At 52.9% G+C, this 24,975-nt stretch carries 25 protein-coding genes; 11 read left to right on the plus strand and 14 right to left on the minus strand.

Annotation, left to right across the window (positions count from 1 at the left end; translation table 11 throughout):
- Positions 1–457: 457 nt before the first annotated feature.
- Complete coding sequence (locus AC3Y5R_RS00800) at positions 458–1,462, minus strand: MBL fold metallo-hydrolase (protein WP_489919723.1); 1,005 nt, start codon at positions 1,460–1,462, stop codon at positions 458–460.
- Between the two features lie 26 nt (positions 1,463–1,488).
- Positions 1,489–1,758 (minus strand): YebO family protein, encoded by a 270-nt coding sequence (locus tag AC3Y5R_RS00805; RefSeq protein ID WP_489919724.1) that lies wholly within the window; start codon positions 1,756–1,758, stop codon positions 1,489–1,491.
- Positions 1,759–2,002: 244 nt separating this feature from the next.
- On the opposite strand from AC3Y5R_RS00805, the gene AC3Y5R_RS00810 reads away from it, so the two are divergent.
- On the plus strand, positions 2,003–2,239 hold the full coding sequence (locus tag AC3Y5R_RS00810; protein WP_158784868.1) for a YobH family protein: 237 nt from the start codon (positions 2,003–2,005) through the stop codon (positions 2,237–2,239).
- Positions 2,240–2,274: 35 nt separating this feature from the next.
- Here AC3Y5R_RS00810 and kdgR read toward each other — a convergent pair whose 3' ends face one another.
- Positions 2,275–3,066, minus strand: a complete 792-nt coding sequence (gene kdgR / locus AC3Y5R_RS00815) for a DNA-binding transcriptional regulator KdgR (RefSeq protein ID WP_489919725.1) — start codon at positions 3,064–3,066, stop codon at positions 2,275–2,277.
- 194 nt (positions 3,067–3,260) lie between these two features.
- Here kdgR and AC3Y5R_RS00820 point away from each other — a divergent pair, with 194 nt between their 5' ends.
- The gene (locus AC3Y5R_RS00820; RefSeq protein WP_489919726.1) at positions 3,261–4,640 is read left to right on the plus strand and encodes an MFS transporter; all 1,380 of its coding nucleotides are present in this window, start codon (positions 3,261–3,263) and stop codon (positions 4,638–4,640) included.
- Positions 4,641–4,685: 45 nt separating this feature from the next.
- On the opposite strand, the gene htpX is transcribed toward AC3Y5R_RS00820, so the two are convergent.
- The 4 genes from htpX to AC3Y5R_RS00840 all read right to left on the minus strand — a co-directional run bounded on the left by htpX (position 4,686) and on the right by AC3Y5R_RS00840 (position 9,152).
- A complete protein-coding gene (htpX, locus tag AC3Y5R_RS00825) occupies positions 4,686–5,567 on the minus strand; it encodes a protease HtpX (RefSeq protein ID WP_489919727.1) in 882 nt (293 codons plus the stop codon).
- Positions 5,568–5,812: 245 nt separating this feature from the next.
- Entirely contained in the window at positions 5,813–7,852 is a 2,040-nt protein-coding gene (prc, locus tag AC3Y5R_RS00830) for a carboxy terminal-processing peptidase (protein ID WP_489919728.1), read from the minus strand.
- Positions 7,853–7,871: 19 nt separating this feature from the next.
- Positions 7,872–8,555: an RNA chaperone ProQ gene (proQ, locus tag AC3Y5R_RS00835; RefSeq protein ID WP_489919729.1), complete on the minus strand. Its 684-nt coding sequence runs from the start codon at positions 8,553–8,555 to the stop codon at positions 7,872–7,874.
- A 96-nt stretch (positions 8,556–8,651) separates the two neighbouring features.
- Positions 8,652–9,152 carry a GAF domain-containing protein gene (locus AC3Y5R_RS00840; protein ID WP_489919730.1) on the minus strand — a complete coding sequence of 167 codons (501 nt, stop codon included), beginning with the start codon at positions 9,150–9,152 and terminating at the stop codon, positions 8,652–8,654.
- A gap of 226 nt (positions 9,153–9,378) precedes the next feature.
- On the opposite strand from AC3Y5R_RS00840, the gene yebS reads away from it, so the two are divergent.
- From yebS to rsmF, 3 genes are all read left to right on the plus strand, one after another.
- Positions 9,379–10,623, plus strand: a complete 1,245-nt coding sequence (gene yebS, locus AC3Y5R_RS00845; RefSeq protein WP_489919731.1) for a membrane integrity lipid transport subunit YebS — start codon at positions 9,379–9,381, stop codon at positions 10,621–10,623.
- The gene (locus tag AC3Y5R_RS00850; RefSeq protein WP_489919732.1) at positions 10,592–13,228 is read left to right on the plus strand and encodes a PqiB family protein; all 2,637 of its coding nucleotides are present in this window, start codon (positions 10,592–10,594) and stop codon (positions 13,226–13,228) included. Before yebS ends, AC3Y5R_RS00850 begins: the two co-directional genes overlap by 32 nt.
- Before the next feature lie 88 nt (positions 13,229–13,316).
- Positions 13,317–14,753 carry a 16S rRNA (cytosine(1407)-C(5))-methyltransferase RsmF gene (gene rsmF, locus AC3Y5R_RS00855; protein ID WP_489919733.1) on the plus strand — a complete coding sequence of 479 codons (1,437 nt, stop codon included), beginning with the start codon at positions 13,317–13,319 and terminating at the stop codon, positions 14,751–14,753.
- Between the two features lie 6 nt (positions 14,754–14,759).
- On the opposite strand, the gene AC3Y5R_RS00860 is transcribed toward rsmF, so the two are convergent.
- Together AC3Y5R_RS00860 and yjbD are read right to left on the minus strand one after the other, a co-directional pair.
- Complete coding sequence (locus tag AC3Y5R_RS00860; RefSeq protein ID WP_158784858.1) at positions 14,760–15,407, minus strand: metallophosphoesterase; 648 nt, start codon at positions 15,405–15,407, stop codon at positions 14,760–14,762.
- Between the two features lie 214 nt (positions 15,408–15,621).
- On the minus strand, positions 15,622–15,921 hold the full coding sequence (gene yjbD, locus AC3Y5R_RS00865; RefSeq protein ID WP_489919734.1) for a DUF3811 domain-containing protein: 300 nt from the start codon (positions 15,919–15,921) through the stop codon (positions 15,622–15,624).
- Between the two features lie 386 nt (positions 15,922–16,307).
- Between yjbD and AC3Y5R_RS00870 the strand changes: the two genes are divergently transcribed.
- The 3 genes from AC3Y5R_RS00870 (at position 16,308) to AC3Y5R_RS00880 (ending at position 18,198) form a co-directional block, all read left to right on the plus strand.
- Complete coding sequence (locus AC3Y5R_RS00870; protein WP_489919735.1) at positions 16,308–16,499, plus strand: hypothetical protein; 192 nt, start codon at positions 16,308–16,310, stop codon at positions 16,497–16,499.
- A gap of 118 nt (positions 16,500–16,617) precedes the next feature.
- Positions 16,618–17,310, plus strand: coding sequence for a hypothetical protein (locus tag AC3Y5R_RS00875; RefSeq protein WP_489919736.1), 693 nt, complete (start codon positions 16,618–16,620; stop codon positions 17,308–17,310).
- 675 nt (positions 17,311–17,985) lie between these two features.
- A complete protein-coding gene (locus AC3Y5R_RS00880) occupies positions 17,986–18,198 on the plus strand; it encodes a tyrosine-type recombinase/integrase (RefSeq protein WP_489919737.1) in 213 nt (70 codons plus the stop codon).
- A 336-nt stretch (positions 18,199–18,534) separates the two neighbouring features.
- Here the strand turns inward: AC3Y5R_RS00880 and AC3Y5R_RS00885 are convergent, their stop codons facing one another.
- Genes AC3Y5R_RS00885 through yobA form a run of 3 tightly spaced genes read right to left on the minus strand, consistent with a single transcriptional unit; the run spans position 18,535 to position 20,179 of the window.
- Positions 18,535–18,873, minus strand: a complete 339-nt coding sequence (locus AC3Y5R_RS00885; RefSeq protein ID WP_489919738.1) for a YebY family protein — start codon at positions 18,871–18,873, stop codon at positions 18,535–18,537.
- Positions 18,874–18,927: 54 nt separating this feature from the next.
- Positions 18,928–19,806, minus strand: coding sequence for a copper homeostasis membrane protein CopD (copD, locus tag AC3Y5R_RS00890; RefSeq protein WP_489919739.1), 879 nt, complete (start codon positions 19,804–19,806; stop codon positions 18,928–18,930).
- Position 19,807: 1 nt separating this feature from the next.
- Positions 19,808–20,179, minus strand: a complete 372-nt coding sequence (gene yobA, locus AC3Y5R_RS00895; protein WP_489919740.1) for a CopC domain-containing protein YobA — start codon at positions 20,177–20,179, stop codon at positions 19,808–19,810.
- A gap of 158 nt (positions 20,180–20,337) precedes the next feature.
- On the opposite strand from yobA, the gene AC3Y5R_RS00900 reads away from it, so the two are divergent.
- From AC3Y5R_RS00900 to exoX, 3 genes are all read left to right on the plus strand, one after another.
- Positions 20,338–20,568: a DNA polymerase III subunit theta gene (locus AC3Y5R_RS00900; protein ID WP_158784852.1), complete on the plus strand. Its 231-nt coding sequence runs from the start codon at positions 20,338–20,340 to the stop codon at positions 20,566–20,568.
- Between the two features lie 84 nt (positions 20,569–20,652).
- Entirely contained in the window at positions 20,653–21,411 is a 759-nt protein-coding gene (locus AC3Y5R_RS00905; protein ID WP_489919741.1) for a carbon-nitrogen hydrolase family protein, read from the plus strand.
- A 12-nt stretch (positions 21,412–21,423) separates the two neighbouring features.
- On the plus strand, positions 21,424–22,086 hold the full coding sequence (gene exoX / locus AC3Y5R_RS00910; RefSeq protein WP_489919742.1) for an exodeoxyribonuclease X: 663 nt from the start codon (positions 21,424–21,426) through the stop codon (positions 22,084–22,086).
- A gap of 4 nt (positions 22,087–22,090) precedes the next feature.
- On the opposite strand, the gene AC3Y5R_RS00915 is transcribed toward exoX, so the two are convergent.
- Both AC3Y5R_RS00915 and AC3Y5R_RS00920 read right to left on the minus strand, forming a co-directional pair.
- On the minus strand, positions 22,091–24,154 hold the full coding sequence (locus AC3Y5R_RS00915) for a prolyl oligopeptidase family serine peptidase (RefSeq protein ID WP_489919918.1): 2,064 nt from the start codon (positions 24,152–24,154) through the stop codon (positions 22,091–22,093).
- Between the two features lie 139 nt (positions 24,155–24,293).
- A complete protein-coding gene (locus tag AC3Y5R_RS00920) occupies positions 24,294–24,947 on the minus strand; it encodes a tellurite resistance TerB family protein (protein ID WP_489919743.1) in 654 nt (217 codons plus the stop codon).
- Positions 24,948–24,975 lie beyond the last annotated feature (28 nt).

The raw sequence follows: 24,975 nt of genomic DNA on the forward strand, positions 1-24,975 counted from the left end.
AGATGCCGCACACTATTGAAACGGGTCTGGCACAATTTGCACATTATGCAGAGCGTCTGAAAACGTTAACGGTTAAAAACCAAATGCTGCAGACCCAATTGTTACTCAAAACGTAGGGGCCATGATAGCCCGCCGTCTCGCCGAAGTCTATTCCCCCCGTTTAACGCTGTCGCCAGTATGGCCTGAATTTATTGCACAATTATGGCATTGCTTGCTCAAAAAAATTCATTGCCCCACGAAGGTCATAGGTTAAAAGTCTGTCAACCGCTGGTGTACAAAAAGAAGCCGTTGGTACAATTTCATTTTAAATTGCACCAAAATCAGGAGGCTGTATTTCACATTGCCCCATTTAAAAGCACAAAGGCCTTCTATTTATTCCCGGCCGTACCATCAATCTGTTTGTATTATTAGACGTGGTTCTCATTTCTTCACAGTGTTAAATAAAAAGGTTTTAAGATTATTCCTGGAATATATTATTTAGCGCCTTTTTCGCGCCAATTTTCCATGGCTGAAATCGGCTTTCATCCATTCCTGCTGCCTGCATGGCCGCCGACAGCACTTTCGGCGGTTCATCCAGCGATTCGTCCGCCAGTTCGAACACACCCCAGTGGATAGGGATACTCAGCGGCTGACCTAATGCCTGGTGCAGAAGCACTGCCTGTTCCGGGTCCATATGCTGCCCGCGCATGAACCATTTTGGTGCATAAGCCCCCACCGGTAATGCCGCCAGGTTGAATGGCCCCAGTCGTCGGGAAATTTCCAATAGATTTTCCGTATAACCACTGTCACCAGTAAACCAGAAATTTAATTCTTTATTTTGTATCACCCAGCCACACCACAGCGAATGGTTCCGGTCCCAGGGCGTTCTCATGCTCCAGTGACGGGCGGGTACAGCATGAATTTGCAGCCCTGCAGCGTCGGTGGTTTCCCACCAGTCCAGCTGCACCACATTTCGGGCACCCAGCCTGCTGAACCACGGCTTCAGCCCCAGTGGCACTACGAACTGGGTTTTGGGAAAGCGTTTAAGAATTTTTTTTATGGTAGGTCGATCAAGATGATCGTAGTGACTATGCGAGATCAGTACGCAGTCCAGCGCCGGTAAGTCTTTAATCTCAAGTGCAGCAGGCGTTTTGCGCTTCGGACCGAAGAAACTCACAGGTGAGACGCGCCTGGACAAAGCGGGATCGATAAGCGTGTATTTTCCGCGAGACCGCAGCAGCAAACAGGCATGACCCAGCCACCAGATGGCGTCCTCCTCACCAGAGAGATCCGCTTTCTGCCACCACTGCTGAGTAAACTTGTCATAGCCCTGAGCCGGAGGAAAAGGCAATCCTGCAGCTTTACGCTCCTGGCGCCAGCGCCTGAGATCACCATTCTGCCGCAATTCTTCTTCATGATTACAAAAACCATCAGGCGTATGATGCGCCTTGAGGGGATCGTACCAAGGGTTGAGCCACACCATAGAATATCTGTCCTTGAGTTGGGCGATTATCGCTCCGGGATCAAACGGGTGAAGTCTTTGCTCTCTTTCTCACTGCCGGGGGCCTGCTCTTTACCAGCCACGGAATCCGTCAGGCGGCGCAGCAGTGTATTTTGCCGCTTCTGCTCTTCCAGTAATGCCTCCAGCAGGCGCACCTGTTGAGTGGCTTTTACGCTGGCACGATTAATGAAATACCAGGCTATCAACCCGACGATCGCCAGCGCGACCATAAACCCCATCGACGTAAAACCCATTGCGCCATTCGCTATCTCATTCATAAGTGCCTCAAAGTTCAAGCTACTCTGCTTCCTGACCGGACAGCAGACCTTGAAGAATTCTACCAGGTCGTACGCGAATTGATAGCCAGCTCACATAAATTTCAGAACGTTCGCGCAGGCGAAAGGTCACCAGTTGTGTATTCTCAATTCGAATTGCGTACGCTGTCACAACATGTTGATATGTAGCCGCTGACAGCGGGGCGAAACGCCAGGGTTGCTGTCTGATAAACTATAAGGGGAATACATGAGATTTTTAGTTCGCATTGTTGCGTTGCTGGTCATTATCTGGCTCGTCCTGTTGATGACTGGCTATGGCGTGCTGACAGGAAGTGCCAAGAACGTCGCCGGTATGGGATTACAGTGTCAGTATCTGACTGCCCGCGGCATGGTTACCGCCCAGTATCTGCATACTGACAGCGGGATTGTCGGCGTGACCGACTGCCCACTGCTGAAGAAAAGCACTGAAGTCGTTGATAACTGATCAATATCGGGCCGGTTACTTCCGGCCCACGTTATTTAAAATGGGTAATTGTGATAGCCCATCTGCTCGGAAATCTGCCTGGCAGCCTGGTGCAACATCTTCACATAGCCAGCTTTGTCTTCCTCAGAAAAACGAATTGTCGGGAAAGAGAGGCTCAGACCGGCAATCACCACGCCAAAGCGGTCAAAAACCGGTACGGCGATACAGCGTAACCCCTCTTCCTGCTCTTCATTATCTTCACCGAAGCCCTGAGAACGCACTTTATCCAGTACGGGCATTAACTCTTCTTTACTGCTCAGCGTCCGGGCGGTACTGCGGGTGAAGATCACCTCCGAGATAATTTCTTCCACTTCATGTCGGTCGCGCCAGGCCAGCAGCACCTTACCAATGGCAGTGCTGTAAAGGGGGTTACGACGACCTATGCGGGAATACATCCTCAGGTTATACAGCGAGTCGATTTTGTGGATATAGACGATACTGTCTTCCTCCAGCGCACCGAGATGGATAGTCTCCCGCGTCTGCCGGGAAATCTCACGCATCTGAATATCCGCGCTGCGGATCAAATCAACGTTTTGTAATGCTTTAGCACCCAGCTCGAACAGCTTCAGAGTCAGGGCGTATTTTTCTGACTCCCCTTCCTGCGAAACATACCCTAATGATTTCATTGTCTGCAAAAAGCGGTAAACAGTGCTTTTGGACATCATTACGCGCTGTGAAAGCTCAGTAATGCCGTGCTCCCTCTCCTCGCCCAGCGCCTGCAGGATGCCGAAAACCTTCAGCACCGAGGAGACTGAATCCGGCTGTTTGTCCAATTCGTCCTTTGCCATGAGCCAACCTTTTTAACTGTTTTATAAAAAATGGAACGCTATTTCCAGTATACGTTTGGCCACGTAAGAGGCGCAATGCCCGCAAGCAAATCAGACGGACACATCTGCTGATAGTTTTAGTTCATTAACAGATTGGAATACTCAGTAAAAAATCATTAGCATAATGATATTCACTCTCCTGACTAATCCGGACTATGCCGCAAACTCCACAACAGGACGGCCTTCCCGTTCCTCAGCGCTACGGCGCCATTCTTGCTATTGCCCTGGGTATCACCGTTGCCGTACTTGATGGCGCTATCGCCAACGTAGCCCTGCCGACCATTGCACGTGAGTTACAATCCAGTCCGGCGGAGTCGATCTGGATTGTTAACGCCTATCAGCTGGCAATCATCATTTCTTTGCTGTCGCTGTCTTTCCTTGGGGATATTGTTGGCTACCGTCGGGTTTATCAGTGCGGCCTGGTGCTGTTTACCTGTACCTCGCTGTTCTGCGCCCTGTCGAATTCACTGGAGATGCTGACGTTTGCCCGCGTGTTGCAGGGGTTTGGCGGTGCGGCATTGATGAGCGTGAATACCGCGCTGATCAGGATTATCTATCCGCAACGCTTTCTGGGCCGGGGGATGGGTATTAACTCGCTGATTGTCGCCGTTTCCACCGCAGCCGGGCCTACGGTAGCGGCTGCGGTGTTGTCTGTCGCCTCGTGGAAATGGCTGTTCCTGCTAAACGTCCCGGTCGGGCTGGCGGCACTGTATCTGGCATTCCGCTTCCTGCCGGATAATATGCAAAAGAGCAAAGAACAGCGCTTCGATATTCCCAGCGCGATCATGAATGCCCTGACCTTCGGCCTGCTGATTTCAGCTCTTAGTGGCTTTGCTCAGGGACAGAATATCCGGCTGGTGCTGGCGGAAGTTTCAGGCTTGTTCGTCGTGGGCTTCTTCTTTATCCGCCGCCAGCTGCGTCTGCCCTTCCCGCTGCTGCCGGTTGATTTGCTGCGCATTCCCGTCTTCTCGCTGTCTCTTGGCACTTCAGTCTGCTCTTTCTGCGCGCAGATGCTGGCGATGGTTTCGCTGCCATTTTTCCTGCAAACAGTGCTGCATCGGGGAGAAGTGGCGACCGGCCTGCTGCTGACTCCGTGGCCGCTGGCCACCATGGTGATGGCGCCGATTGCCGGCAGGCTGATCGAACGGTATCACGCCGGGCTGCTGGGCGCGGTCGGACTGGGAATGTTTGCCTGCGGACTGTTTTCTCTGGCACTGCTGCCTGCTTCACCGGAAGATCTGAACATTATCTGGCGAATGGCGCTGTGCGGAGCCGGATTCGGGTTATTCCAGTCCCCCAACAACCACACCATCATCTCTTCCGCACCACGCCATCGCAGCGGCGGAGCCAGTGGCATGCTAGGCACGGCTCGCCTGCTCGGCCAGACCAGCGGCGCGGCTCTGGTCGCACTGATGTTCAATCTGTTTGATGCACGCGGCACCCATGCCTCGCTGCTGCTGGCAGGCAGTTTTTCCACCGTTGCCGCAGTTGTCAGCGCGCTGCGCATCACCCAGCCCCGTCCTGAACAGGCATAAAAAAACCGGGCCTTACAGCCCGGTTTTATGTTCAGCCTGAGACAACTACTTCAGGTACTGTCCGCTGCGCAGCGCTTCAATACGCTTATCCAGCGGCGGATGCGACATAAACAGCTCGCTCAGTGACTTCGATTTGCCGTTGATGCAAAACGCCATCATGGTGCTGGCTTCCTGCGGCTCATAGCTGGTTTTCAGACGCTGTAGCGCAGCAATCATCTTCTCACGGCCCACCAGTTTTGCCGAACCGGCGTCGGCGTGAAACTCACGGTGGCGGGAGAACCACATGGTGATGATGCTGGCGATAATACCAAACACCAGCTCCAGCACCATCGACACCGCGAAGTAAACCAGCGGGTTGCCGTTGTTGCTCTCACCTTCATCGCGATCCCCGGACATAAAACCGGCAGCAATCTGCGCAATAATACGCGAAATAAAGATCACAAAGGTGTTCACAACACCCTGGATCAGCGTCATGGTGACCATGTCACCGTTGGCAATGTGGCTGATTTCATGCGCCAGCACCGCTTCGGCCTCGTCGCGGCTCATGTTCTGCAACAGGCCAGTGGAGACGGCTACCAGCGACGCATTACGACGGGCACCCGTAGCAAAGGCGTTGATATCCGGCGCGTGGTAGATAGCGACCTGCGGCATGGTAATGCCTGCCTGCTGCGCCTGCTGTGCAATAGTCTGAATCAGCCAGCGTTCGGTTTCGTTGCGTGGCTGCTCAATAACTTCACCGCCTACGGAACGCAACGCCATCCATTTAGACATCAGCAGTGAAACAAACGCACCGCCGAAGCCAAACAGACCCGCCATAATCATCAGTCCCTGTACACTGCTTGACTGGATCCCTGTCAGGCTGAGTATCAGCCCGAAAACCAACATTACCCCCAGGTTGGTCAACAGGAAAAGCGCAATACGCATCATAAAATTTCTTCTTCCTCAGTTAACAAAATCGCTCTTGGCGGATAACTATCCTATGGGCATAGCAAAACATTTCAAGCACTCTCCTGATTTAAGTCTCTAAAAAGACATAACTTTACATTTTGACGCATCTTGCTTTACGCGCGGAGAATGCGCCTGTCAGCCTGTGGTCAGAAAAGGTGAAGATTAACCGGGAGTGTGAAAAATTCAGGTAAAAAAAGGACACAGACTGTGCTGTGCCCTGAGGGTTATTTTGCTGTCGCCGGTGGTGTCTGAGCTTTCTCAAGCTGCGCCAGGTCGTTAGCAATATCGACCGTCTCATCAAGATACGGATCGGGTTCTTTGTAGTCTTTTGGCAGATCTTCGAGCTTAGCCAGCGGCTTTTTCCCCTCAGCCTGCAAACGGGCATTGATGCGCTCAAGACGCAATGCATCATCTTCTCGGTTCTCTTTCTCGCGCTCTGCGAGGTTCAGAGAAATGATATTGCGCTTATCTTTGTTAGCATTGAAACGCGCGATATCTTTGATGATGTACTGGAATTCGCGATCTTTTGCGATACGGTCCTGATGCATTTTAAGCAGCTGCGGCTCCAGCGGTTTCATGTCGCCGGTTTTGGTGTAGCTCGCCGCATTGATGCTGTCCCACGGCAGCGCGTTGTCTTCGAACTTCTCACCCGTTTCAACCGCTTCCACACCCGTTGGCATCAGCAGGTCTGGCGTTACGCCCTTACGCTGAGTACTGCCGCCATTGACGCGATAAAACTTCTGAATGGTGTAGGTGATGGAACCCAGCGCAGGCCATTCAGGACGCAGCATCTGATCGTAGATACGGTTCAGCGAACGATACTGCTGCACGGTACCTTTACCAAAGGTCGGCTCACCGACAATCAGCGCACGACCGTAGTCCTGCATTGCCGCCGCAAAGATTTCTGACGCGGATGCACTGAAGCGATCGACCAGCACCACCAGCGGGCCTTTATAGTAAACAATGCCATCGGTATCGCTGTCTTCACGCACTTTGCCATTATTATCACGAACCTGTACCACCGGGCCGCTTGGGATAAACAGGCCGGAGAGCGAAACCGCTTCCGTCAGTGCACCGCCGCCGTTGGTACGCAGGTCGATAACGATACTGTCAACGTTCTGCTTCTGCAGTTTCTGCAGCTGCACTTTCACATCATCAGTCAGGCCGACGTAAAAACCTGGGATATCCAGTACGCCAACTTTCTCTTTACCGACATTGTGCACGCTCATTTTAACCGCGCGATCTTCCAGACGGATTTTCTCACGTGTCAGGGTCACGATGCGGGTTTTGGTCCCCTTGCCTGCCGGCAGCACTTCAAGGCGAACTTTACTGCCCTTAGGACCTTTAATCTGCGCCACAACGTCATCAAGACGCCAGCCGATCACATCAACAATGGACTTACCTGGCTGGCCAACACCGACAATGCGGTCGCCAACGGTAATAGATTTGCTTTTCGCTGCCGGGCCACCGGCGACCATGGAATTGATCACGGTGTAATCATCATCCATCTGCAATACCGCACCGATACCTTCCAGAGAAAGGCTCATTTCGGTGTTGAACTGATCGGTGTTGCGCGGCGACAGGTAGCTGGTGTGCGGGTCGATTTCGCGGGCAAAGGCGGTCATTGCCAGCTGGAACACGTCCTCGCTGTTACTCTGAGTCAAACGACGAATGGCAAACTGGTAGCGTTTGGTCAGCACATCGCGGATCTCTTTTTCATCTTTACCGGTCAGCTTCAGGCTCAGCTCGTCATATTTGACTTTGGCATCCCACAGCTGATTCAGCTCGGCAGTGGTTTTTGGCCACGGTGACTTGCTGCGGTCGATATCAATGGTATCGTTTCCGGTGAAATTCATTGGCTTGTTCAGCACCGACAGCGCGTACTTATAGCGCTCGAAGCGACGTTTCTGTGCCAGATTGTACAGATCGTAGAAGACGTCCAGCTTACCGCTCTTCAGCTCATCGCCTAAGGTGGTCTTCTTGCTGGCGTACTGATCGACATCCGAAGAGAGCAGGACGTTGTGGTTGTAGTCGAGCAGGTTCAGATAGCGAGTGAAGATTTTCGCGGAAAAATCCTGATCCAGATCGAACTGACGATAGTGTGAACGGGTGAAGCGTGAGGTAACACGTTCACTGACTGTCGCGTGTTGCGCTTCCTGGTGAAGCTGTGGGATTTGGTCAGCGCGCGTAATATTGTCCGCAGCGAAAACATTTCCTGCCAGCAGCAGCCCAGCAATAACGGTGGTTCTGAAAAAGTTGTTCATGCCCTGATTGGCCTCCGTATCAGAACTGCAAGTGTTCTGCGCGTACTATCATTGCCAGGCCGGAAGCCAGCTGGACCCGGACGCCATCTTTAGTGATCTCAAGAATGGTCGCATCCATCGCACTTTTACCCGCGGTGACTTTGATATTCTGACCCACCTGCAATGCTGCAGTATCGGTGACGGGTTTGGTACGCGGTGGCTGACTTTCGGCGGCAGGTGCGCGCTCAGCAGCAGGACGCTGTGGTTTGCTGCGAGCCTGACGTGGCTGGTCGCCTTCAGCAGAAGGCTTACGGGTCGGCTTGCGAGGACGACGAGGGGCGCTTTCTTCACCCGCTTCGCGTTTTTTCGCCTGTTGCTGCTCGCGCTGTGCCTGAACACGCGCTTTTGCCTCTTCGAGCTGCTTACGGGCATGTTCAACATGCTGCTCGTCGAGGACGCCGCAGGCGTTGCCATCCAGGTCAACGCGGGTGGCACCAGCTTTGATGCCATACAGATAGCGCCAGCTGGAAGTGTACAGGCGTAGCGCGGAACGAAGCTGAGTTTTACTCAGGCTCATTTCGCCCTGAACACGGTCGACTAAATCCTGAAAGATGCCGATCTTTAGCGGGCGTGCTTCGCCTTCGGCACTGAAGCATTGGGGAAAACGCTCGGCCAGAAAGGCAATAACTTCTTTGCTGCTATTCAACTTGGGTTGATTTTCCATGAAATTTCCTGATTACAACGGGTAGCCAACAAGCCGCAGGCATGAACAGGCGTCATTATAATGACCCCATCGGCAAATGCTACGTGATCCAGCGCTTTAGCTGCGTTTCATGTGAATAAATTTTTCCACATCAGACCCGGCAAGCACTTCACACAGCCCGTCAGTCAGGGCTGACAGCCCCGCTTCGTCTTCGCTGTCGAAGCGGTTATACACTACGCTGTCGATGTCCAGTACGCCAATTGTCTGGCCGTTAACCACCAGCGGCAGTACGATTTCTGCATTGCTGGCCGCATCGCAGGCAATATGACCCGGAAACGCATGCACGTCATCCACTCGCTGGATCCGGCTCTCAGCCACCGCCGTGCCACAAACCCCTTTGCCCACAGGAATGCGCACGCAGGCTATTTTGCCCTGGAAAGGCCCCAGCACCAGCGTATCCGCTTCGGTCAGCAAATAGAAACCTGCCCAGTTAACACCTTCCAGGCGCTCAAATAAAAGTGCGCTACAATTGCCCATCGCCGCCAGAAAGCTGGTCTCGCCTGCAATGAGTGCACGCAAATCACGGTTCAGGTCCGAATAAAATTCTGCTTTTGTCATTTTTTAACCATTGTGGAAACTTGTCACGAGGCCCATCATGACCCCGCCTGTTAAAATAAGCATTAAATGTCCAGCGGGACAAGGTGAATGATTCCGTTGGTTAATATACCCTTATCCGTCTGGAGCAGTTGAGCATGACCGGGATGGGTCAATTTACCGCCGTGGCGATGAAAAAGCCTAACCCTGCCCTGGACCTGGTCCGGGCCTGAGCACCAAAATCAGGATTATGAAAATACACGCTATCAGCCATGCTCTGCCTCAGGCACGTTATCAGCGTTGCCCGCAATGCGATACCCTTTTTTCCTTACCAGATGTGAAATCCAACCAGTCGGCACACTGCCCCCGCTGCAACGCCAGGATCCTGAACGGCCGTGACTGGTCAATGACCCGTCTGACCGCAATGGCAGTGACTATGTTGATGCTGATGCCCTTTGCTTTCAACGAATCACTGCTGACCATTCGCTTGCTGGGCACCAATATTCGCGCCAGCCTGCTGGAAGGCATCACGCAGATGGCGCTGCAGGGAGATGTGATCACCGCATCAATGGTCGCGTTCTGTACCATCGGTGCGCCTGCCACGCTGGTTGCTTCCATTGCCTGGCTCTATTTTGGCAATATGCTGGGTATGAACCTCCGCCCGATCCTGCTGATGCTCGACCGCCTGAAGGAATGGGTGATGCTGGATATCTACCTGGTCGGGATCGCGATCGCCTCCATTAAAGTGCGGGATTATGCAGATATCACTCCCGGCCCCGGATTGATAGCCTTTATCTCTCTGGCTATCCTCAGCCTGGTCACGCTAATTCATATAAATGTCGAGCAGCTGTGGCACCGCTTTTATCCGCAGCCACACCTGAACGTGGCTCCGGAGCAGTTGCAGGTTTGTCTCAGTTGCCACCACACGGGACTGCCTGACGATCGCGGACGTTGCCCGCGCTGCCATACCCCTCTGTATTTCCGGCGGCGCTTCAGCCTGCAAAAGTCCTGGGCGGCACTGATCGCCTCAATAGTGCTGCTGATCCCGGCGAACCTGCTGCCAATTTCAATTATCTACCTTAATGGTGCGAAACAGCAGGACACCATCCTTTCCGGCATCATGTCGCTGGCTGCGGGAAATATTCCCGTGGCCGCAGTAGTATTTATTGCCAGTATTCTGGTTCCCTTTACTAAAGTGATAGTGCTGCTCACGCTGTTGATTAGCATTCATTTTAAATGCGAACAGGGCCTGAAAACCCGAGTCCGCCTGCTGCGGGTGGTCACCTGGGTAGGCCGCTGGTCGATGCTGGATCTGTTTGTGATTTCGCTAACCATGTCGCTGGTCAATCGTGACCAGCTTCTGGCTTTTACCATGGGACCGGCAGCCTTCTATTTTGGCTCATCGGTCATCCTCACTATCCTCGCCGTCGAGTGGCTGGATAGCCGTTTACTTTGGGATGCACATGCAACAGGAAACGCCGACTACACCGACTAACGCACGCATTAAAAACCGGCGCAAGATTTCGCCGTTCTGGCTGCTGCCCTTTATTGCGCTGCTGATCGCTGGCTGGCTGGTCTGGACCAACTACCAGGAGCGCGGCACTACGGTCACCATTGATTTCGCTACGGCGGACGGCATTGTGCCCGGCAGAACCCCGGTGCGTTACCAGGGCGTGGAGGTGGGTCTGGTGCAGGGCATCAGCATGACTGACGACCTGCGGACCATCAAAATCAAAGCCAGCATCAAAAATGACATGAAGGATGCGCTGCGTGAGAACACGCAGTTCTGGCTGGTCACGCCTAAAGCCTCACTGGCGGGCGTTTCCGGGCTGGATGCGCTGGTTGGCGGTAACTACATCGGCATGATGCCGGGCAAAGGTCAGCCGAAGGAAAACTTCGTCGCGCTGGACACTCAGCCAAAGTATCGTGTGAATACCGGCGAGATGCTGATCCACCTGCACACCACGGATTTGGGGTCGCTGAATACCGGATCGCTGGTCTATTATCGCAAAATTCCGGTCGGCCGCGTTTACGATTACAGCATTAATCCTGGCGATCAGGGCGTGACGGTTGATGTGCTGATCGAGCGTCGCTTCACTAATCTGGTGAAAAAGGACAGCCGCTTCTGGAACGTTTCGGGCGTGAAGGCAGACGTTGGCCTCAGTGGTGCGAAAGTCGAACTGGAAAGTCTCGCCGCACTGGTGAACGGAGCGATAGCGTTTGACTCACCTGAAGAGTCAGGACAGGCGAAGACCGACGACAATTACAACCTCTATCCTGACCTGGCGCACAGCCATCGTGGCGTCAGCATCAAACTCGACCTGCCTGACGGCAAAAATTTGAAAGCTAACAGTACGGTGCTGATGTATCAGGGACTGGAAGTCGGCACGCTGACCAGCCTCAACCTGCAGCCTGGCGGTAAAGTGACCGGCGAACTGACTATCGATCCTTCAGTCACAGGGCTGATGCGCAGCGGCACCCGTATTGAAATGCGCAGCCCAAAAATCAGCCTGTCGGATACCAGCCTCAGCAGCCTCCTCACCGGAAATACACTGGAGCTGATCCCGGGAGAAGGGCCTCCGCAGGATCATTACACCGTGCTGCCGGGCAATGAGTCATTGCTGCAGCAGCCGAATGCCATCGAGGTCAAACTAACCTCGCCCGAGAGCTATGGCATTGATGCCGGTCAGCCGGTGATGCTGCACGGCATGCAGATTGGCCAGGTGGTCAGCCGCACACTGACGGAGCAAGGGGTCAACTTCGTCGTGGCTGTTGCACCTGATTTCCGGCATCTGGTGCATGGTGACAGTAAGTTCATTATTAACAGCCGCCTGGACGTGAAGCTGGGCCTGGACGGAATGGAAGTGCTGGGTGCCAGCGCCCGCGAATGGATTGATGGCGGCATCCGCCTCGATCCGGGCAGCAAAGGCGAAGTGAAAGAGAGCTATCCGCTGTATGCCAACGCGGAGAAAGCAGCGGAAGGTATTACCACCAATCAGCTGCCCACCACTCTGACGCTGACCGCCAATAGCCTGCCGGATATTCAGGCCGGTTCCGTGGTGCTCTATCGTAAGTTCCAGGTGGGTGAAATCGTTGACGTGACGCCAAGAGCTAACGAGTTCGATGTGCGGGTGCATATCAAGCCGGAGTACCGCAAGTTGCTGACGCCGAACAGCGTGTTCTGGTCTGAAGGCGGTGCCCGCGTACAGCTGAACGGCAGTGGCCTGACGGTTCAGGCTTCGCCGTTGAACCGTGCGCTGAAAGGTGCTATCAGCTTCGATAACCTGGTGGGTGCCGGTGTGGGGCTGACCAGCAAAGACAAGCGCATGCTGTATAATTCGGAAACGGCTGCCCGCGCGGTCGGCAGCCAGATTGCGCTGCACACCTACGATGCCAGCAAGCTGGCGGCAGGTATGCCAATTCGCTATCTGGGCATCACCATCGGTCAGCTCGAATCACTGGCGCTCAGCCCGGATAAAAACCAGGTGATCGCCAAAGCAGTCCTCTATCCGGAATACGTGCAGGACTTTGCAAGGCTGGGCAGCCGCTTCTCGGTTGTCTCTCCGGAGATTTCTGCTGCAGGCGTTAACCATCTGGATACCCTGCTCCAGCCCTACATCAACGTGGATCCGGGTAAAGGGCGTGCCCAGCGCAGCTTTGAACTGCAGGAGTCGACCATTACCGATGCGCGTTACCTTGACGGGCTGAACGTGGTGATGGACGCGCCTGAAGGAGGCTCGCTCTCAGTTGGCACGCCGGTTCTGTTCCGCGGTATCGAAGTGGGTACCGTAACCGGAACTTCGCTGGGTGCAATGGCCGACCGCGTGCAAATTACGCTGCGGATCAGCAAAAAGTATCAGCACCTGGTACGCAATAACTCGGTGTTCTGGCTGGCTTCCGGCTATAACCTGAAATTCGGACTGATCGGTGGTGTGGTGAAAACCGGTACCTTCCAGCAGTTTATTCAGGGTGGTATTGCCTTTGCCACGCCGCCAACCATTCCGCTGGCCCCGCAGGCGTCCTCTGGCAAACACTTCCTGCTGGAAGATGAAGAACCGAAGGACTGGCGCAAATGGGGGACGGCGCTCCCCGCTAACTGACCCGGACGGGCAGCTCAGGCTGCCCGTTTTTTTATGCCGTCGGGGATGTGATAAACTCGCCCTACTTTTTTCCAGACGGAATTTTTCAGTGTCCTCCTCACGTGTGTATTTTCCCGAGCTCTTTCTCAACCAGATGCGCGAACTGCTGCCTGATGCAGCCGAATTCGACAAATTTATGGCGATCAGCCAGCAGCCATTACGCCGCAGCCTGCGGGTTAATACGCTGAAGATCAGCGTGGCTCACTTTCTGGCTCTGGTGGAACCTTATCAGTGGGCGCTGACGCCGATCCCGTGGTGTGAAGAAGGATTCTGGATTTCACGCGATGATGCTAATGCCATCCCGCTGGGCAGCACCGCAGAACATCTGTCGGGTCTGTTCTATATTCAGGAAGCGAGTTCAATGCTGCCGGTCACCGCCCTGTTTGACGGCTGTCCCGATCCTGAACGAGTGATGGATGTGGCGGCCGCGCCGGGATCGAAGACCACGCAGATTGCGGCAAAGATGGGAAATAAAGGAGCCATTCTGGCCAATGAATACTCCGCCAGCCGGGTGAAGGTGCTGCATGCTAACCTCAGCCGCTGCGGCGTCAGTAATACTGCCATGACCCATTTCGATGGCCGCGTATTCGGACCGGCGCTGCCGGAGACGTTTGATGCCATTCTGCTGGATGCGCCCTGTTCCGGCGAAGGCGTGATCAGGAAAGATGCAGATGCCCTGCGTAACTGGACGCCGGAGAGCATGGCTGAGATAGCTGCCACTCAGCACGACCTGATTGAGAGTGCTTTCCATGCCCTGCGCCCTGGTGGCACGTTGATTTACTCAACCTGCACCCTGAACCGCAGCGAAAATCAGCAGGTAGTGGCCTGGCTGATGGCGGCGTACCCTGGTGCCGTTGACATCGAACCGCTACATTCTCTGTTCCCCGGCGCGGAACGTGCCTGTACGGAAGAAGGGTTCCTGCATGTTTTCCCACAGATTTTCGACAGCGAAGGTTTTTTCGTTGCCCGATTACGTAAAGTGCAAAGCGTGCCTCCTCTCCCGATTCCTGGCTATAAGGTCGGTAAGCTTCCTTTCACTCCGGTAAGACCGCGCGAGGAACAGGAGATCGCCAATGCTGCAGGAAAATCTGGCCTGGCGTGGAACAGCAAAACCCACGGCCTGTGGCAGCGTGATAAAGAGCTGTGGCTGTTTCCGCGCGCCATTGAACCGCTGCTGGGTAAAGTTCGCTTTTCGCGTATTGGGCTGAAGCTGGCGGAAACTTTCCCGAAAGGCTTTCGCTGGCAGCATGAAGCGGTGATTGCGCTGGCGAAGCCAGAAGCGGCAAACCGGTTGGAATTGACCCTGGCGGAAGCGGAAGAGTGGTATCGCGGTCGGGACATCTATCCGGAGCGTGATTTACCCGCAGATGAAGTGATTGTGACCTGCCAGCAACACCCAATCGGACTGGCTAAAAAGGTTAACAGCCGGATCAAAAACAATTATCCGCGCGATCTGGTCCGCGACGGGAAGCTGTTCTCATCCTGAAGATGCTCACTGAACCTGCACCAGCGTCAACCGGTTGCCGAATACGGCACCGGTATCAATAAAATGCTGATTGTAAGCATTGAGGGGAGCGGAAAGCGGCGTGTGGCCAAAATAGAAGGCATCCGCCCCGGTAATGGCGGCTCCCCTGCCTTTTTGCAGTGATTCAATACGGGAACGGCTCCACACCACTTCAGCGCAGTCAACCTCCGCTCCCCAGGCATAGTGGTCGCCAGGATAATCGGCGTGGGCCACTACTACTATTTGATCCTCCAGCAACAGATGGAGGATCAGCGGCATTTCCCGACAACGATTAAGCGCATGTTTTGCCTCAATCATCCGCACTCCATCGAGCTGATAAAACCAGTCACCACCATTTCTCATCCACTGCTGGTGGTTACCCCCGCTCAGAGCATTCAGGGCCATCTCTTCGTGATTGCCGCGCACGCTGCGAAACCAGGGTTCATTGAGCAGCGCCAGGCAGCCCGGGCTGTCCGGACCGCGGTCAATCAAATCCCCCACGCTGACCAGCAAATCCTGTTCCACATCGAAGTGATGTGCCAGCAACTGCTCATCCAGCATCCGGCGGCAACCGTGTAAATCACCGACGATAAATATATGCCGCCAGTTTTCACCGTTAAGATATTGATACATCATCGTTACACCCTGGTACGCTTTTGCTGAAATATTGACTGTCTGTTTAAGTAATTCGCACTACAGTATAGTCAGTTCAGGGAACCGGGAGTCGACAGCCAATGAGCAATCAAAAACAGTTTTATTTTATGCTGGCACTGATCGCCGTCGGCAGCGCTTTAGTGATTGAGGTGCTGGCCAGGTTAGTTCATTTGCTGGTTGTGGGCTGACGCCCCTATTAGCGCTCTTTCAACGCCCGTGGGTTTTTACTCCTCGAAGCTGACCAGTTAAAATCTTTGATCTCACTTTCTTTCGCCGCTGCGGGTTTGCGGGGTTTTTTCGCGATAACTGCTTTGGTTGTCTCCTTTACCACACGATCTTTCATCACCAGGCGTTTCGCTTCTTTCAGGATCTCCTTCTCCTCTTTCTTACTCGCCACGTGCCCCAACTTCAGGGTCAGTGCCTCTACCTTCGCCGAGACCAGCTCTTTTTCACTGTCGGTAAACTGGTCAATCGAAATCTCTTTATCATTTTTCATCAGATCGGCTCCAGGCCAGAACGTGCGGACGCAAACTTCGCGTGTCATTGGTGCCCGTTGAGGGTAGAGCGTTGCCAGAGGATACACAAGCAGCAGCAGGAGAATAATAGAGGCGATCGGGGATAAAAATGGAAGGTGGCCACTCTTGATGGAAATCACCTTCCTCAGCATCGTTTTAACTTGCTCGTCTGGTTATTTATCCTGATCGGTATCTGGTCTTTCTGGAGTGGCCGTTTCAAATTGCTGGACTGGTTGTTCCAAATCGCAAAGCAACCAGCCCGAAACCAAAAAACAATCGGTGCTCCCCCGCCTCTCCCGGCAGTACCGGCAGCCTGGCCAACTTCACCCTTCCCTCGCTAAAAAATGGCCGGCTGATTGAGTTTGACGTGAACGGTCTGGTATGGGGTCAGAAGATCCTGCAGGAGGATATAATAGTCGGAACGATTGATACGATTGAATGGATTCCTGACAGGGCCGGGCTGGTGCCGGTGAAGAAGGAAGCGATCGAGGAAATGGCGAGAGGGTTCGGAAATATGTGGGATACCGCATCTCCGGGAATTTCTTCTTTACATGGTTAAATCAAAACCACATAGTTGATACGGTTAGCTGGCATCCTGGTAATGTCACATTTCTGCAGCAAAAGGTTGCCGGTTAGACAATCCATACAATTCACAAGGATGATTTCGAGAGGGAATAGTGCGCTACAACCGATTTATAAGCGACAAGTTAGAAGCTGACAAGCAACTGGCAATACTTTTGGATAAAGGCGTTCAGGGCTCGGGTCGTATGGCACTTGAGCAGGCTAATAAAATTGAGTCAGGATTCACCCGGCTCACATGGTATTCATCTTGTTTTTTTGAAAACTACCAGGATGTTTGCTCTAATTTGAAGCATGAGGATATAAGATTTATTAAAGCACTGGTAAAATTAACCCTTCACCCTGATGTAGTATTCAATATTGTCCAGATAATGGTTAAAGACATGTTAGGTGGACAGTCTGAAGAAAAAACAAACAAAATACATTTAATTCTTCTACAAAAAGGCGCAGGATTTGCGAGTAGTAAATACACAAGCAAAGCTTTTACCTTTTCCATTTCAACTGCAATATGTTCCAGTTTTGGAATGCGGGTTGCTATCAGTAGTTTTACGACGAGTGTATCAAAATGGGGAGTTTTTGCGGTAGGGGTTTACTCATACGTCAAGGTTGCTGCTGATGCTGCCAGCCGATTAAAATCACGTAAGCCGATGGTTTATGCCGCATTGTATCAAGCCGAGCTTGAAATGCTTTACTTCATTATTGAGCCAATATTTTCAAAGATTGATACCACCAGCTACTCAATGAGGAGTGAAAATGAGATAGCCTCTGACATAATGAGATTAATAAAATGAAAAAATTACTTAAGCTATTGTGGGATGATTTTATTGATGACATTATTGTTGTATACATTCCCGTTGCCAGCATAATAGCATTTGCAATTCTTGCGGTAATATTCTGGCCTAAATATGCTTGGGGATCCATAGTTTGCTATATTATATTTATTCCTGTTGTCTTGTATTTTTATCGAAGAAGGACCCCAAACCTTAATCCTTTCAGAAAGAATAGAAAATAAAAAAACCGCGTGAGCCGGGCCTGGTGTCGGTGCTTCAGGTTGGGAAATTTCAGGTAAAGGGTGACTCAGGGGCGATCAACATAATGCGGTGTGATTATGTGGGTCACAACGCCAAATACTGTCACCTCTTCCAGTGCTGGGCCGGACTCCAAAATGATCATTAATGTCAAAGCGTTTGTAGATGTAATCAGTGGCGGGTGAAGGGAGCCCATACTCAACCCCCGCCGTTTGGATTAAAAAACATGAACGTCCTCACTGCAATGAGATTCAGTCACAGTGTCAATGACCGCCTTCAGGTGATACAGGGTAAAACAGGCATGATGATTTCAATACCACTGGTTCTGGAATTACCAGCTCTGGGCCTCAAACTGAGGGCCATCGTTGACCGCTGCAGGCTGGCCAGCCAGATTTTCTGATAAGTCCCGGTGTTCGCAAAAACAACCTTGAAGGAGCATTGCACCCTGACAAACTAACAGATTCGTTCGCGTCCGCCCGGAACGCATCTGGTCTGAAGTTTACTGACTCTCCGCCAGGCTTTCATGAAATCAGAAGCCTGGGCGGCAGACTTTATGAAAAGCACAAGGGAAAAGAATTTGTCCGTAAATTGCTGGGCCATAAAATGGAGGCAATGACAGAAAAATATTTCGTTACACGCGGAAAAGAGTAAGTGATGTTATAAAAGCCTGAAGATATAATTTCGGGGAAATTTTGGGATTTTTAGAGATAAGGAAATTAACCCCGACAAAACAATTAATTAAAAAAAGACTGAAGACGATTCCTGTCTTCAGTCCAGGGAAATGGCTCCTGAAGGAGCCGTGCGCTAAAAGTTGGCATTATTGCAGGCGATGTCGCCTTGCCCTTTAAAAGATAGTCGAGATGTGAGGTTTTTCCAGCCAGTTGTCAACAGCGGGACGGAAAGATGCCAGCACTGTGATCGTGCTGGCAGAATTGTCACATCACGGTTTTTTAACGGGGTTTTACCAACTCAGCGGTCGATACTGCCTCAGTCGCACAGCTTCTGAGCACGTTCAATAAACGGCGCGAGACTCTTCTTCTGTCCGGGATGCTGGGGATCGTCAATCTGGATCACGCTAATCGGCTGCCCTTTCATCTGACCACTTTTCATCATCTGCTGCGCCGTGTCGTTTAGCGGATACTGCATCAGCGTGCTCGGGTTAACCGCCAGCAACGCGCCACCTTTGGCACAGGTCAGCATCACCTCTTCCCGATTAAACGCCCAGTTATCTTTGCCTATTTCGAAGCGGCTGACGGTGATAATCTCCGCAGCCATCGCGCTGGTACAGAAACTCAGAGCAATCATCAGACTGGCCAATTTTTTCATGGTGTAGCAAACCTCTCCGGTTAACGCCTGTTACGGCGATAAAAATAATCAATTTCAGGCTGGTTCCAGCGTGGCAAACACGCTGACCAGCAGCAATACCAGCGCGGCAACAAGCAACTCAGCCAGCGTGGTATGCATAAAATGATACTGGGCGCTCTCGCCACTGCGCTGAAAGCGGGGAACCAGCCAGTAACGGTTAAAGACGGCTACGCCGCACATTGCCGCCACTAACAGCGTTTTAAACAGCAGAAGCTGGCTGTACAGACGAAAACTGGTCGGCGGCCAGTTCAGAATTAGCAGCGCATTGATGACACCACTGATCACCACCAGGGCAACGGCAAGGTGTCCATAGCGGGAGAAGCGCATCAGCGTTCTGATCGCGTCATATCTCGTGTTCAGTTGGCGGGCATCGCGCATCAGCAGCAATACCGGTAATAATCCCCCGGCCCAGAAAGCCCCAGCAATAAGATGAACGACCTGATTAATACGCTGCAAAATCCCCATCGCGCCATCCAGCATCGCAGCATGGCCGACAAACGCCAGCCCGATCAGTTGCCCTGCTCCACTGAGCAGCAGCAACTGCTGACGAGGAAGGCCTTTTAACAGCAGCGCGAACACACCCACAACGGCCGCAATCAGTTGCCATTGCCAGACCTGTCCGAAACTGGTCTGCAACACTGCCTGCCAGATACCGACATTCAGCATATCCGCCCAGCCATTGCCCATCAGGCCGGTTTGCGCCGCGAGCAGCAGGATAGCCGTGACCAGTGCAGACACTGCGCTGGTCACCAGCAACAGATGAAAACGCCCAGCCAGATAATCCCTGAATCTTGCCGGGGCCATCAGTGCGGTATAAACACTGCCACCGGTCAGCGACATTAACGCGGCAAAGTGCAGCCAGCGACACAAAACGTAAAACAAACTCAGGGACATATCACTTCACGCTGAAGCTATAGTTCCCGTTGGTCTTATGACCGTCCACTGACAGCACATGCCAGTTGACCTGATAGTGGCCGTTGGCCAGGGGTTTCTCCAGCGGTACAATCATTTGGTTATGTTGCGCAGGTGCGCGCTCTGCTTTAGCCAGCGGAACAGGTTTCTGGTTGCCGTCAAGGACTTCAATCCCGCTGAATGCCGGTTCAATATCTTCGGAAAAAGTCAGCGTCAGCGCCTGTGGGGAAGCCTCCACATTGGCATTGGCCGCCGGATACTGGCTTTTAAGGTGAGCGTGAGCAGAGGCCTGCTGGGAAAACGCCGTTGCCGTGAGAGCAAGAGCAAAAACCAGAGAGAATTTACGAGTGAACATCGTATCATCCTTAACAGAGCAGCCGGTGGCTGCGGTAAGGCCGAAAGAATACCCCGCCAGAAATGGAGTGTCGAGTCGATAAGGGCGATTACCCGCAACCGGACTTGCGAAATCCTTCAGGGTGTTTTATTTTTGCGGCGAACTTCAGGAGAACCCCGATGAATTACAATCTGGCAGAGCTGCCACAGGAAGAAAAAGACAAAATTAACGTCGAACTGGCTGCGGCCAGCGTGGCTTTTAAAGAGCGTTATAATATGCCAGTGATTGCTGAAGTGGTCGAACGTGAACAGCCAGAACCCCTGCGTGACTGGTTTCGCCAGCGGCTGATGCAGTATCGTCAGGCTTCGCTGAGTCTTTCCCGCCTGCCTTATGAACCGAAACAAAAATAGCATTTAATATTCATTTTCACCTCTTGTGTTTCCTCACCGCTTCGGTTGAGATATTGGCTTAAATCCAGCTTCAAAGGAGAGCCTATGTCCGTCTGGAGTGTCGCTGCGGCACAGTCAGGATCGCGTCCGGGAGAGATTGACCATAACCTCTCACGTCATCTTGATTTCATCCATCAGGCCGCTGAACTGCAGGTCGATGTGCTGGTTTTCCCCGAACTTTCCCTTAGCGGTTACGAGCTGGCTCTCAGCCAGACGCTGGCCATGGAAATAAACGATCCCCGCCTTGACGCCTTTGCTTCTGCCGCCAGCGAATATCAGATGTCGATCGTTATTGGCCTGCCGTTGCTGCACGGCGATCAAACTCTGCTTGGCGCACTGACATTTCTGGCCGACGGTACCAAACTGGCCTACGGCAAACGAGAACTGTTTGGCGAAGAAAATCTGTTTTTTCAGGCTGGTGAAGGTGTTCCGCTGTTCGGCTATCGACACCACCACGTCGCACTGGCTATTTGTGCAGACATCAGCGTGGAAGAGTATGCAAGGGATGCCGCTAGACGCGGAGCAAACCTCTACGCCACCGGCGTGCTGGTCTCGGAAAAAGGGTATGCGAAAGATTGCGAATACCTTGCCCGCTGGTCAAAAGAGTACAAAATGCCGGTGCTGATGGCTAACCATGCACTGCCCACCGGCGGTTACCAGAGTGCCGGAAAAAGTGCGTTCTGGGATGAACAAGGTCGGCAGGTCGTATCGGGCAGTTCCGGGGAACAGCTGGTCATCGCCAGAAGAACGGGTAAAGATTGGCAAGGAGAGGTGCATTCGTTACGCTACCCGTCAGTTATTTAATAGGGACGAATTATGTTACGTGTGATCGATACCGAAACCTGCGGCCTGCAGGGCGGCATTGTCGAAGTGGCGTCAGTCGATGTGATTAACGGCCAGATTGTCAATCCCATGAGCGATTTAGTCTGCCCTGATCGCCCGATCAGCCGTCAGGCAATGGCTGTCCACCGCATCACCGAGGCCATGGTGGCCGGTAAACCTCCTATCGAACAGGTCATCAGCCGTTACCACGGCAGCGCTTACTATGTGGCTCATAACGCCAGCTTTGATCGCAGAATGCTGCCGGAAATGCCCGGTGAGTGGATCTGCACCATGACGCTGGCAAGAGGCCTGTGGCCGGGCAGAAAGTACGGTAACCAGGCATTAAGAGAATCTCTGCAGTTAGAGGTTACACCTCCCGCTGACCTGCATGCTCACCGTGCGCTGTATGACTGCTACGTGACAGCGTCACTTCTTATTCGTATTATGGAATTTTCCGGCTGGGATAGTGTGGAGATGGTTCGCCGGATGCAGGTCCGCGGTTCAGGCACCACCTTCCCGTTTGGCAAGTACCGCGGCAGTAAGATTGATGAAGTGGCGAAGCGCGATCCGGGTTATCTCAGGTGGATGCTCAAGAATATCCCGGACCTGAAACCCGATCTGCGCAGCGCCATGGAGCGGGCGCTGTCGGCAGAGTAAATATTCAGTGCGCAGTGGCCGCGCTGAGCGTTTCCTGCGCCAGCGCGATCAGGAATGCATATTCCAGTGCCACCCCTTCATAAGATTTGAATCGGCCTGATTTCCCACCGTGCCCGGCATCCATATCGGTGCAAAGCAGCAGCAGATTATCGTCAGTTTTCAGCGCCCTCAGCTTAGCCACCCATTTTGCCGGTTCCCAGTATTGCACCTGGGAATCATGCAGTCCGGTGGTCACCAGCAGGTGTGGATAATCCTGCGCGGATACGCAGTCATAGGGGCTGTACTGGCGGATGTAATGATAGAACTCCTCTTCCGCCGGATTCCCCCATTCGTCATACTCTCCGGTAGTCAGTGGAACTGACTCATCCAGCATGGTGGTCACAACATCCACAAAGGGAACCTGCGCCACAACACCATGGAAACGAGCGGGAGCCATATTGATTACTCCGCCCATCAGCAGGCCGCCCGCACTGCCTCCCATCGCATAGATTTTTTCAGGATTACCATACCCCTGCTCCACCAGCGCATCGGTCACATCAATGAAGTCGTGGAAAGTGTTCATTTTTTTCAGCAGCTTGCCATCTTCGTACCACTGCTGTCCCAGTTCACCGCCACCGCGAATATGTGCCAGTGCAAACACAAAACCGCGATCCAGCAGGCTCAAGCGGCTGGCGCTGAAGTCCGCATCCATGCTGCTGCCGTAAGAGCCATAGGCGTAAACCAGCAGCGGGTTTTTGCCGGGCTGATAGTGTTCACGGTGATAAACCAGCGAAACGGGCACTTCCACTCCGTCGCGGACCTTTATCCAGTGATGCTCACTTCGGTAGTGGCTGGCATTAAAGCCCTTCACTTCTGACTGTTTGAGCACCTGACGCTCACCGCTGTCCATATCAAGTTCAAACAGTGTGTCGGGCGTGGTCATTGAAGAGTAGCCGTAACGCAGCTTGCTGGTTTCTGGCGTGGGGTTGTATGACAGCCAGGTCACATAGGCCGGATCGTCGAATGCGATACCCATATCCTTGCCGGTTTTCCAGCAAATCTGACGCAAGCTGGTCAGGCCGCGCTGCCGTTCTTCCACCACCAGCCAGTCACGGAACAGGCTGAAATCTTCCAGCACAACAGCATCACGTGCCGGGATCACCGTTTCCCACATTTCTTCTTTAAAATGGTCGGTCCGGTAAATGCCGAAGTTCTTGCCTTCGCGGTTGGAACGAACGTAGAAATGTTGCTGGTAATGATCCAGCGTATATTCGTGGTCCTTACGCCGCGGGCAAAATACCTGTGGTGTGGCATCTGCATATTCGGCATCCAGCAGCAGGATTTCACTGGTAGTACTGCTGTTCAGAGCAATCAGAATAAAATGTTCGGAAGTCGTTTTATGCACGCTGACGTAGAAGGTATCGTCCTGCTCTTCATAGACCAGCTCATCTTCCTGCTGCGAAGTACCCAGCTGATGTCGCCATACTTGCCAGGGCAGCAGCGTTTGCTTGTCCTTGAGCACGTAATAAAACGTCCGGCTGTCGCTGGCCCAGACAAAGCTGGATGACACATTTTCCAGCTTTTCAGGATACCAACTTCCCGTTTCCAGATTGCAGAAGCGGATCCCGTACTGACGGCGTGACAGAAAGTCCTCTGCCAGCGCCATAGTCTGGTTGTCCGGGCTGATGCCCATGCCACCCAGCGTGTAAAACTCGCTGTGTGCCGCTCGCTGATTGCCGTCCAGCAGCAGGTCCCACTGTTCCGGCGTGGCGGTGTTCTCCGGCTGTCTGGTGTAGATGGCATACTCATTGCCCTCGTCATAGCGGCGCTGGTAGCGGTAACCATTTTTAACGTAAGGGACGGAGTGGTCGCGCTGCGGGATACGGTCAATGATTTCTTTCAGCACACGATCCTGCAGCGATTTCTGCAACTTCATCACTTCTTTGCCGTAATCGTTCTCCGCATGCAGATAGCCAAGCACCGCAGGATCTTCACGTTGATCGTCCCGCAGCCAGTAGTAATTATCTGTCCGGGTTTCTCCGTGGAGGGTCATCTCATAAGGAATTTTTTTGGCGACTGGTGGTTTAATCATGCTGCATCCCCGTTGAATAAGTCTTATCGGATAAGGGTGGCAGCTGTCACAGGGATTGCCAAGCGCTAAACGGAGGGACAGGTAAAAATAATGTCATAAAACAGGTTGTTGGGGGGCATTAAGCCCCCTTTCCGCCTCAGGCAGGCAGTTTTTGCTTTTCAGCCTGAATATCCCGGGCCATGCTGTCCCGGACATCCTGTGGGATTTTCAGCTCATCGCCCAGAGCCTGCAGATAGCTGCGCTCCATAAAATGGTCAACATCGACGACCAGATTACTGAGGAAATAGACTTCCAGCGCCTCTTCTTCATTTCTTACGTCGTGCGCCAGCATTTTTGGATCCAGCGGCATCTCAATGGCAGACTGCAGCAACCTTTCCCCATCACTACCCAGTCCTGACTGATGGATATGCTGATCAATAGCCTGTCGTTCACTGCTGTCGATATGACCATCACTCTTGGCTGCAAAAACGAGTGCCTGGATCAGGCGCTCAGCCCGGCGATCAACCGGTGACTGTTGCTTACCGTACTGCGGCTCCTCACTGTGTGATTCGCTCACTCGCTGCTTGTATTTATTCCAGAGCAACGCACCTGCGGCTGCACTGCCGCCGATAATTAATGCGTTTTTGCCATATTTACTCAGCAGTTTACGGGAGGATTTGCTGGCAATCAGCAGTCCGGCAAGGCCGCCCAGCGCCCCCGGAGCCAGCATTTTACTCAGTCCTTCGCTTCCCTGCTGTCCCGGCTTACTGTTTCCCAGAACAGATTGTATTTGCTGCAGCCAGTTCATCACTCTTCCTTCTCATAAATGAAAACATCAG

This window comes from Erwinia sp. 009765445 (assembly GCF_058137865.1).

Coding starts and splice junctions, on each gene's coding strand:
- AC3Y5R_RS00800 (WP_489919723.1), bottom strand. CDS start 1,462: ATGGTGTGGCTCAACCCTTGGTACGATCCCCTCAAGGCGCATCATACG.
- AC3Y5R_RS00805 (WP_489919724.1), bottom strand. CDS start 1,758: ATGAATGAGATAGCGAATGGCGCAATGGGTTTTACGTCGATGGGGTTT.
- AC3Y5R_RS00810 (WP_158784868.1), top strand. CDS start 2,003: ATGAGATTTTTAGTTCGCATTGTTGCGTTGCTGGTCATTATCTGGCTC.
- kdgR (WP_489919725.1), bottom strand. CDS start 3,066: ATGGCAAAGGACGAATTGGACAAACAGCCGGATTCAGTCTCCTCGGTG.
- AC3Y5R_RS00820 (WP_489919726.1), top strand. CDS start 3,261: ATGCCGCAAACTCCACAACAGGACGGCCTTCCCGTTCCTCAGCGCTAC.
- htpX (WP_489919727.1), bottom strand. CDS start 5,567: ATGATGCGTATTGCGCTTTTCCTGTTGACCAACCTGGGGGTAATGTTG.
- prc (WP_489919728.1), bottom strand. CDS start 7,852: ATGAACAACTTTTTCAGAACCACCGTTATTGCTGGGCTGCTGCTGGCA.
- proQ (WP_489919729.1), bottom strand. CDS start 8,555: ATGGAAAATCAACCCAAGTTGAATAGCAGCAAAGAAGTTATTGCCTTT.
- AC3Y5R_RS00840 (WP_489919730.1), bottom strand. CDS start 9,152: ATGACAAAAGCAGAATTTTATTCGGACCTGAACCGTGATTTGCGTGCA.
- yebS (WP_489919731.1), top strand. CDS start 9,379: ATGAAAATACACGCTATCAGCCATGCTCTGCCTCAGGCACGTTATCAG.
- AC3Y5R_RS00850 (WP_489919732.1), top strand. CDS start 10,592: ATGCAACAGGAAACGCCGACTACACCGACTAACGCACGCATTAAAAAC.
- AC3Y5R_RS00860 (WP_158784858.1), bottom strand. CDS start 15,407: ATGATGTATCAATATCTTAACGGTGAAAACTGGCGGCATATATTTATC.
- yjbD (WP_489919734.1), bottom strand. CDS start 15,921: ATGAAAAATGATAAAGAGATTTCGATTGACCAGTTTACCGACAGTGAA.
- AC3Y5R_RS00885 (WP_489919738.1), bottom strand. CDS start 18,873: ATGAAAAAATTGGCCAGTCTGATGATTGCTCTGAGTTTCTGTACCAGC.
- copD (WP_489919739.1), bottom strand. CDS start 19,806: ATGTCCCTGAGTTTGTTTTACGTTTTGTGTCGCTGGCTGCACTTTGCC.
- yobA (WP_489919740.1), bottom strand. CDS start 20,179: ATGTTCACTCGTAAATTCTCTCTGGTTTTTGCTCTTGCTCTCACGGCA.
- AC3Y5R_RS00900 (WP_158784852.1), top strand. CDS start 20,338: ATGAATTACAATCTGGCAGAGCTGCCACAGGAAGAAAAAGACAAAATT.
- AC3Y5R_RS00905 (WP_489919741.1), top strand. CDS start 20,653: ATGTCCGTCTGGAGTGTCGCTGCGGCACAGTCAGGATCGCGTCCGGGA.
- exoX (WP_489919742.1), top strand. CDS start 21,424: ATGTTACGTGTGATCGATACCGAAACCTGCGGCCTGCAGGGCGGCATT.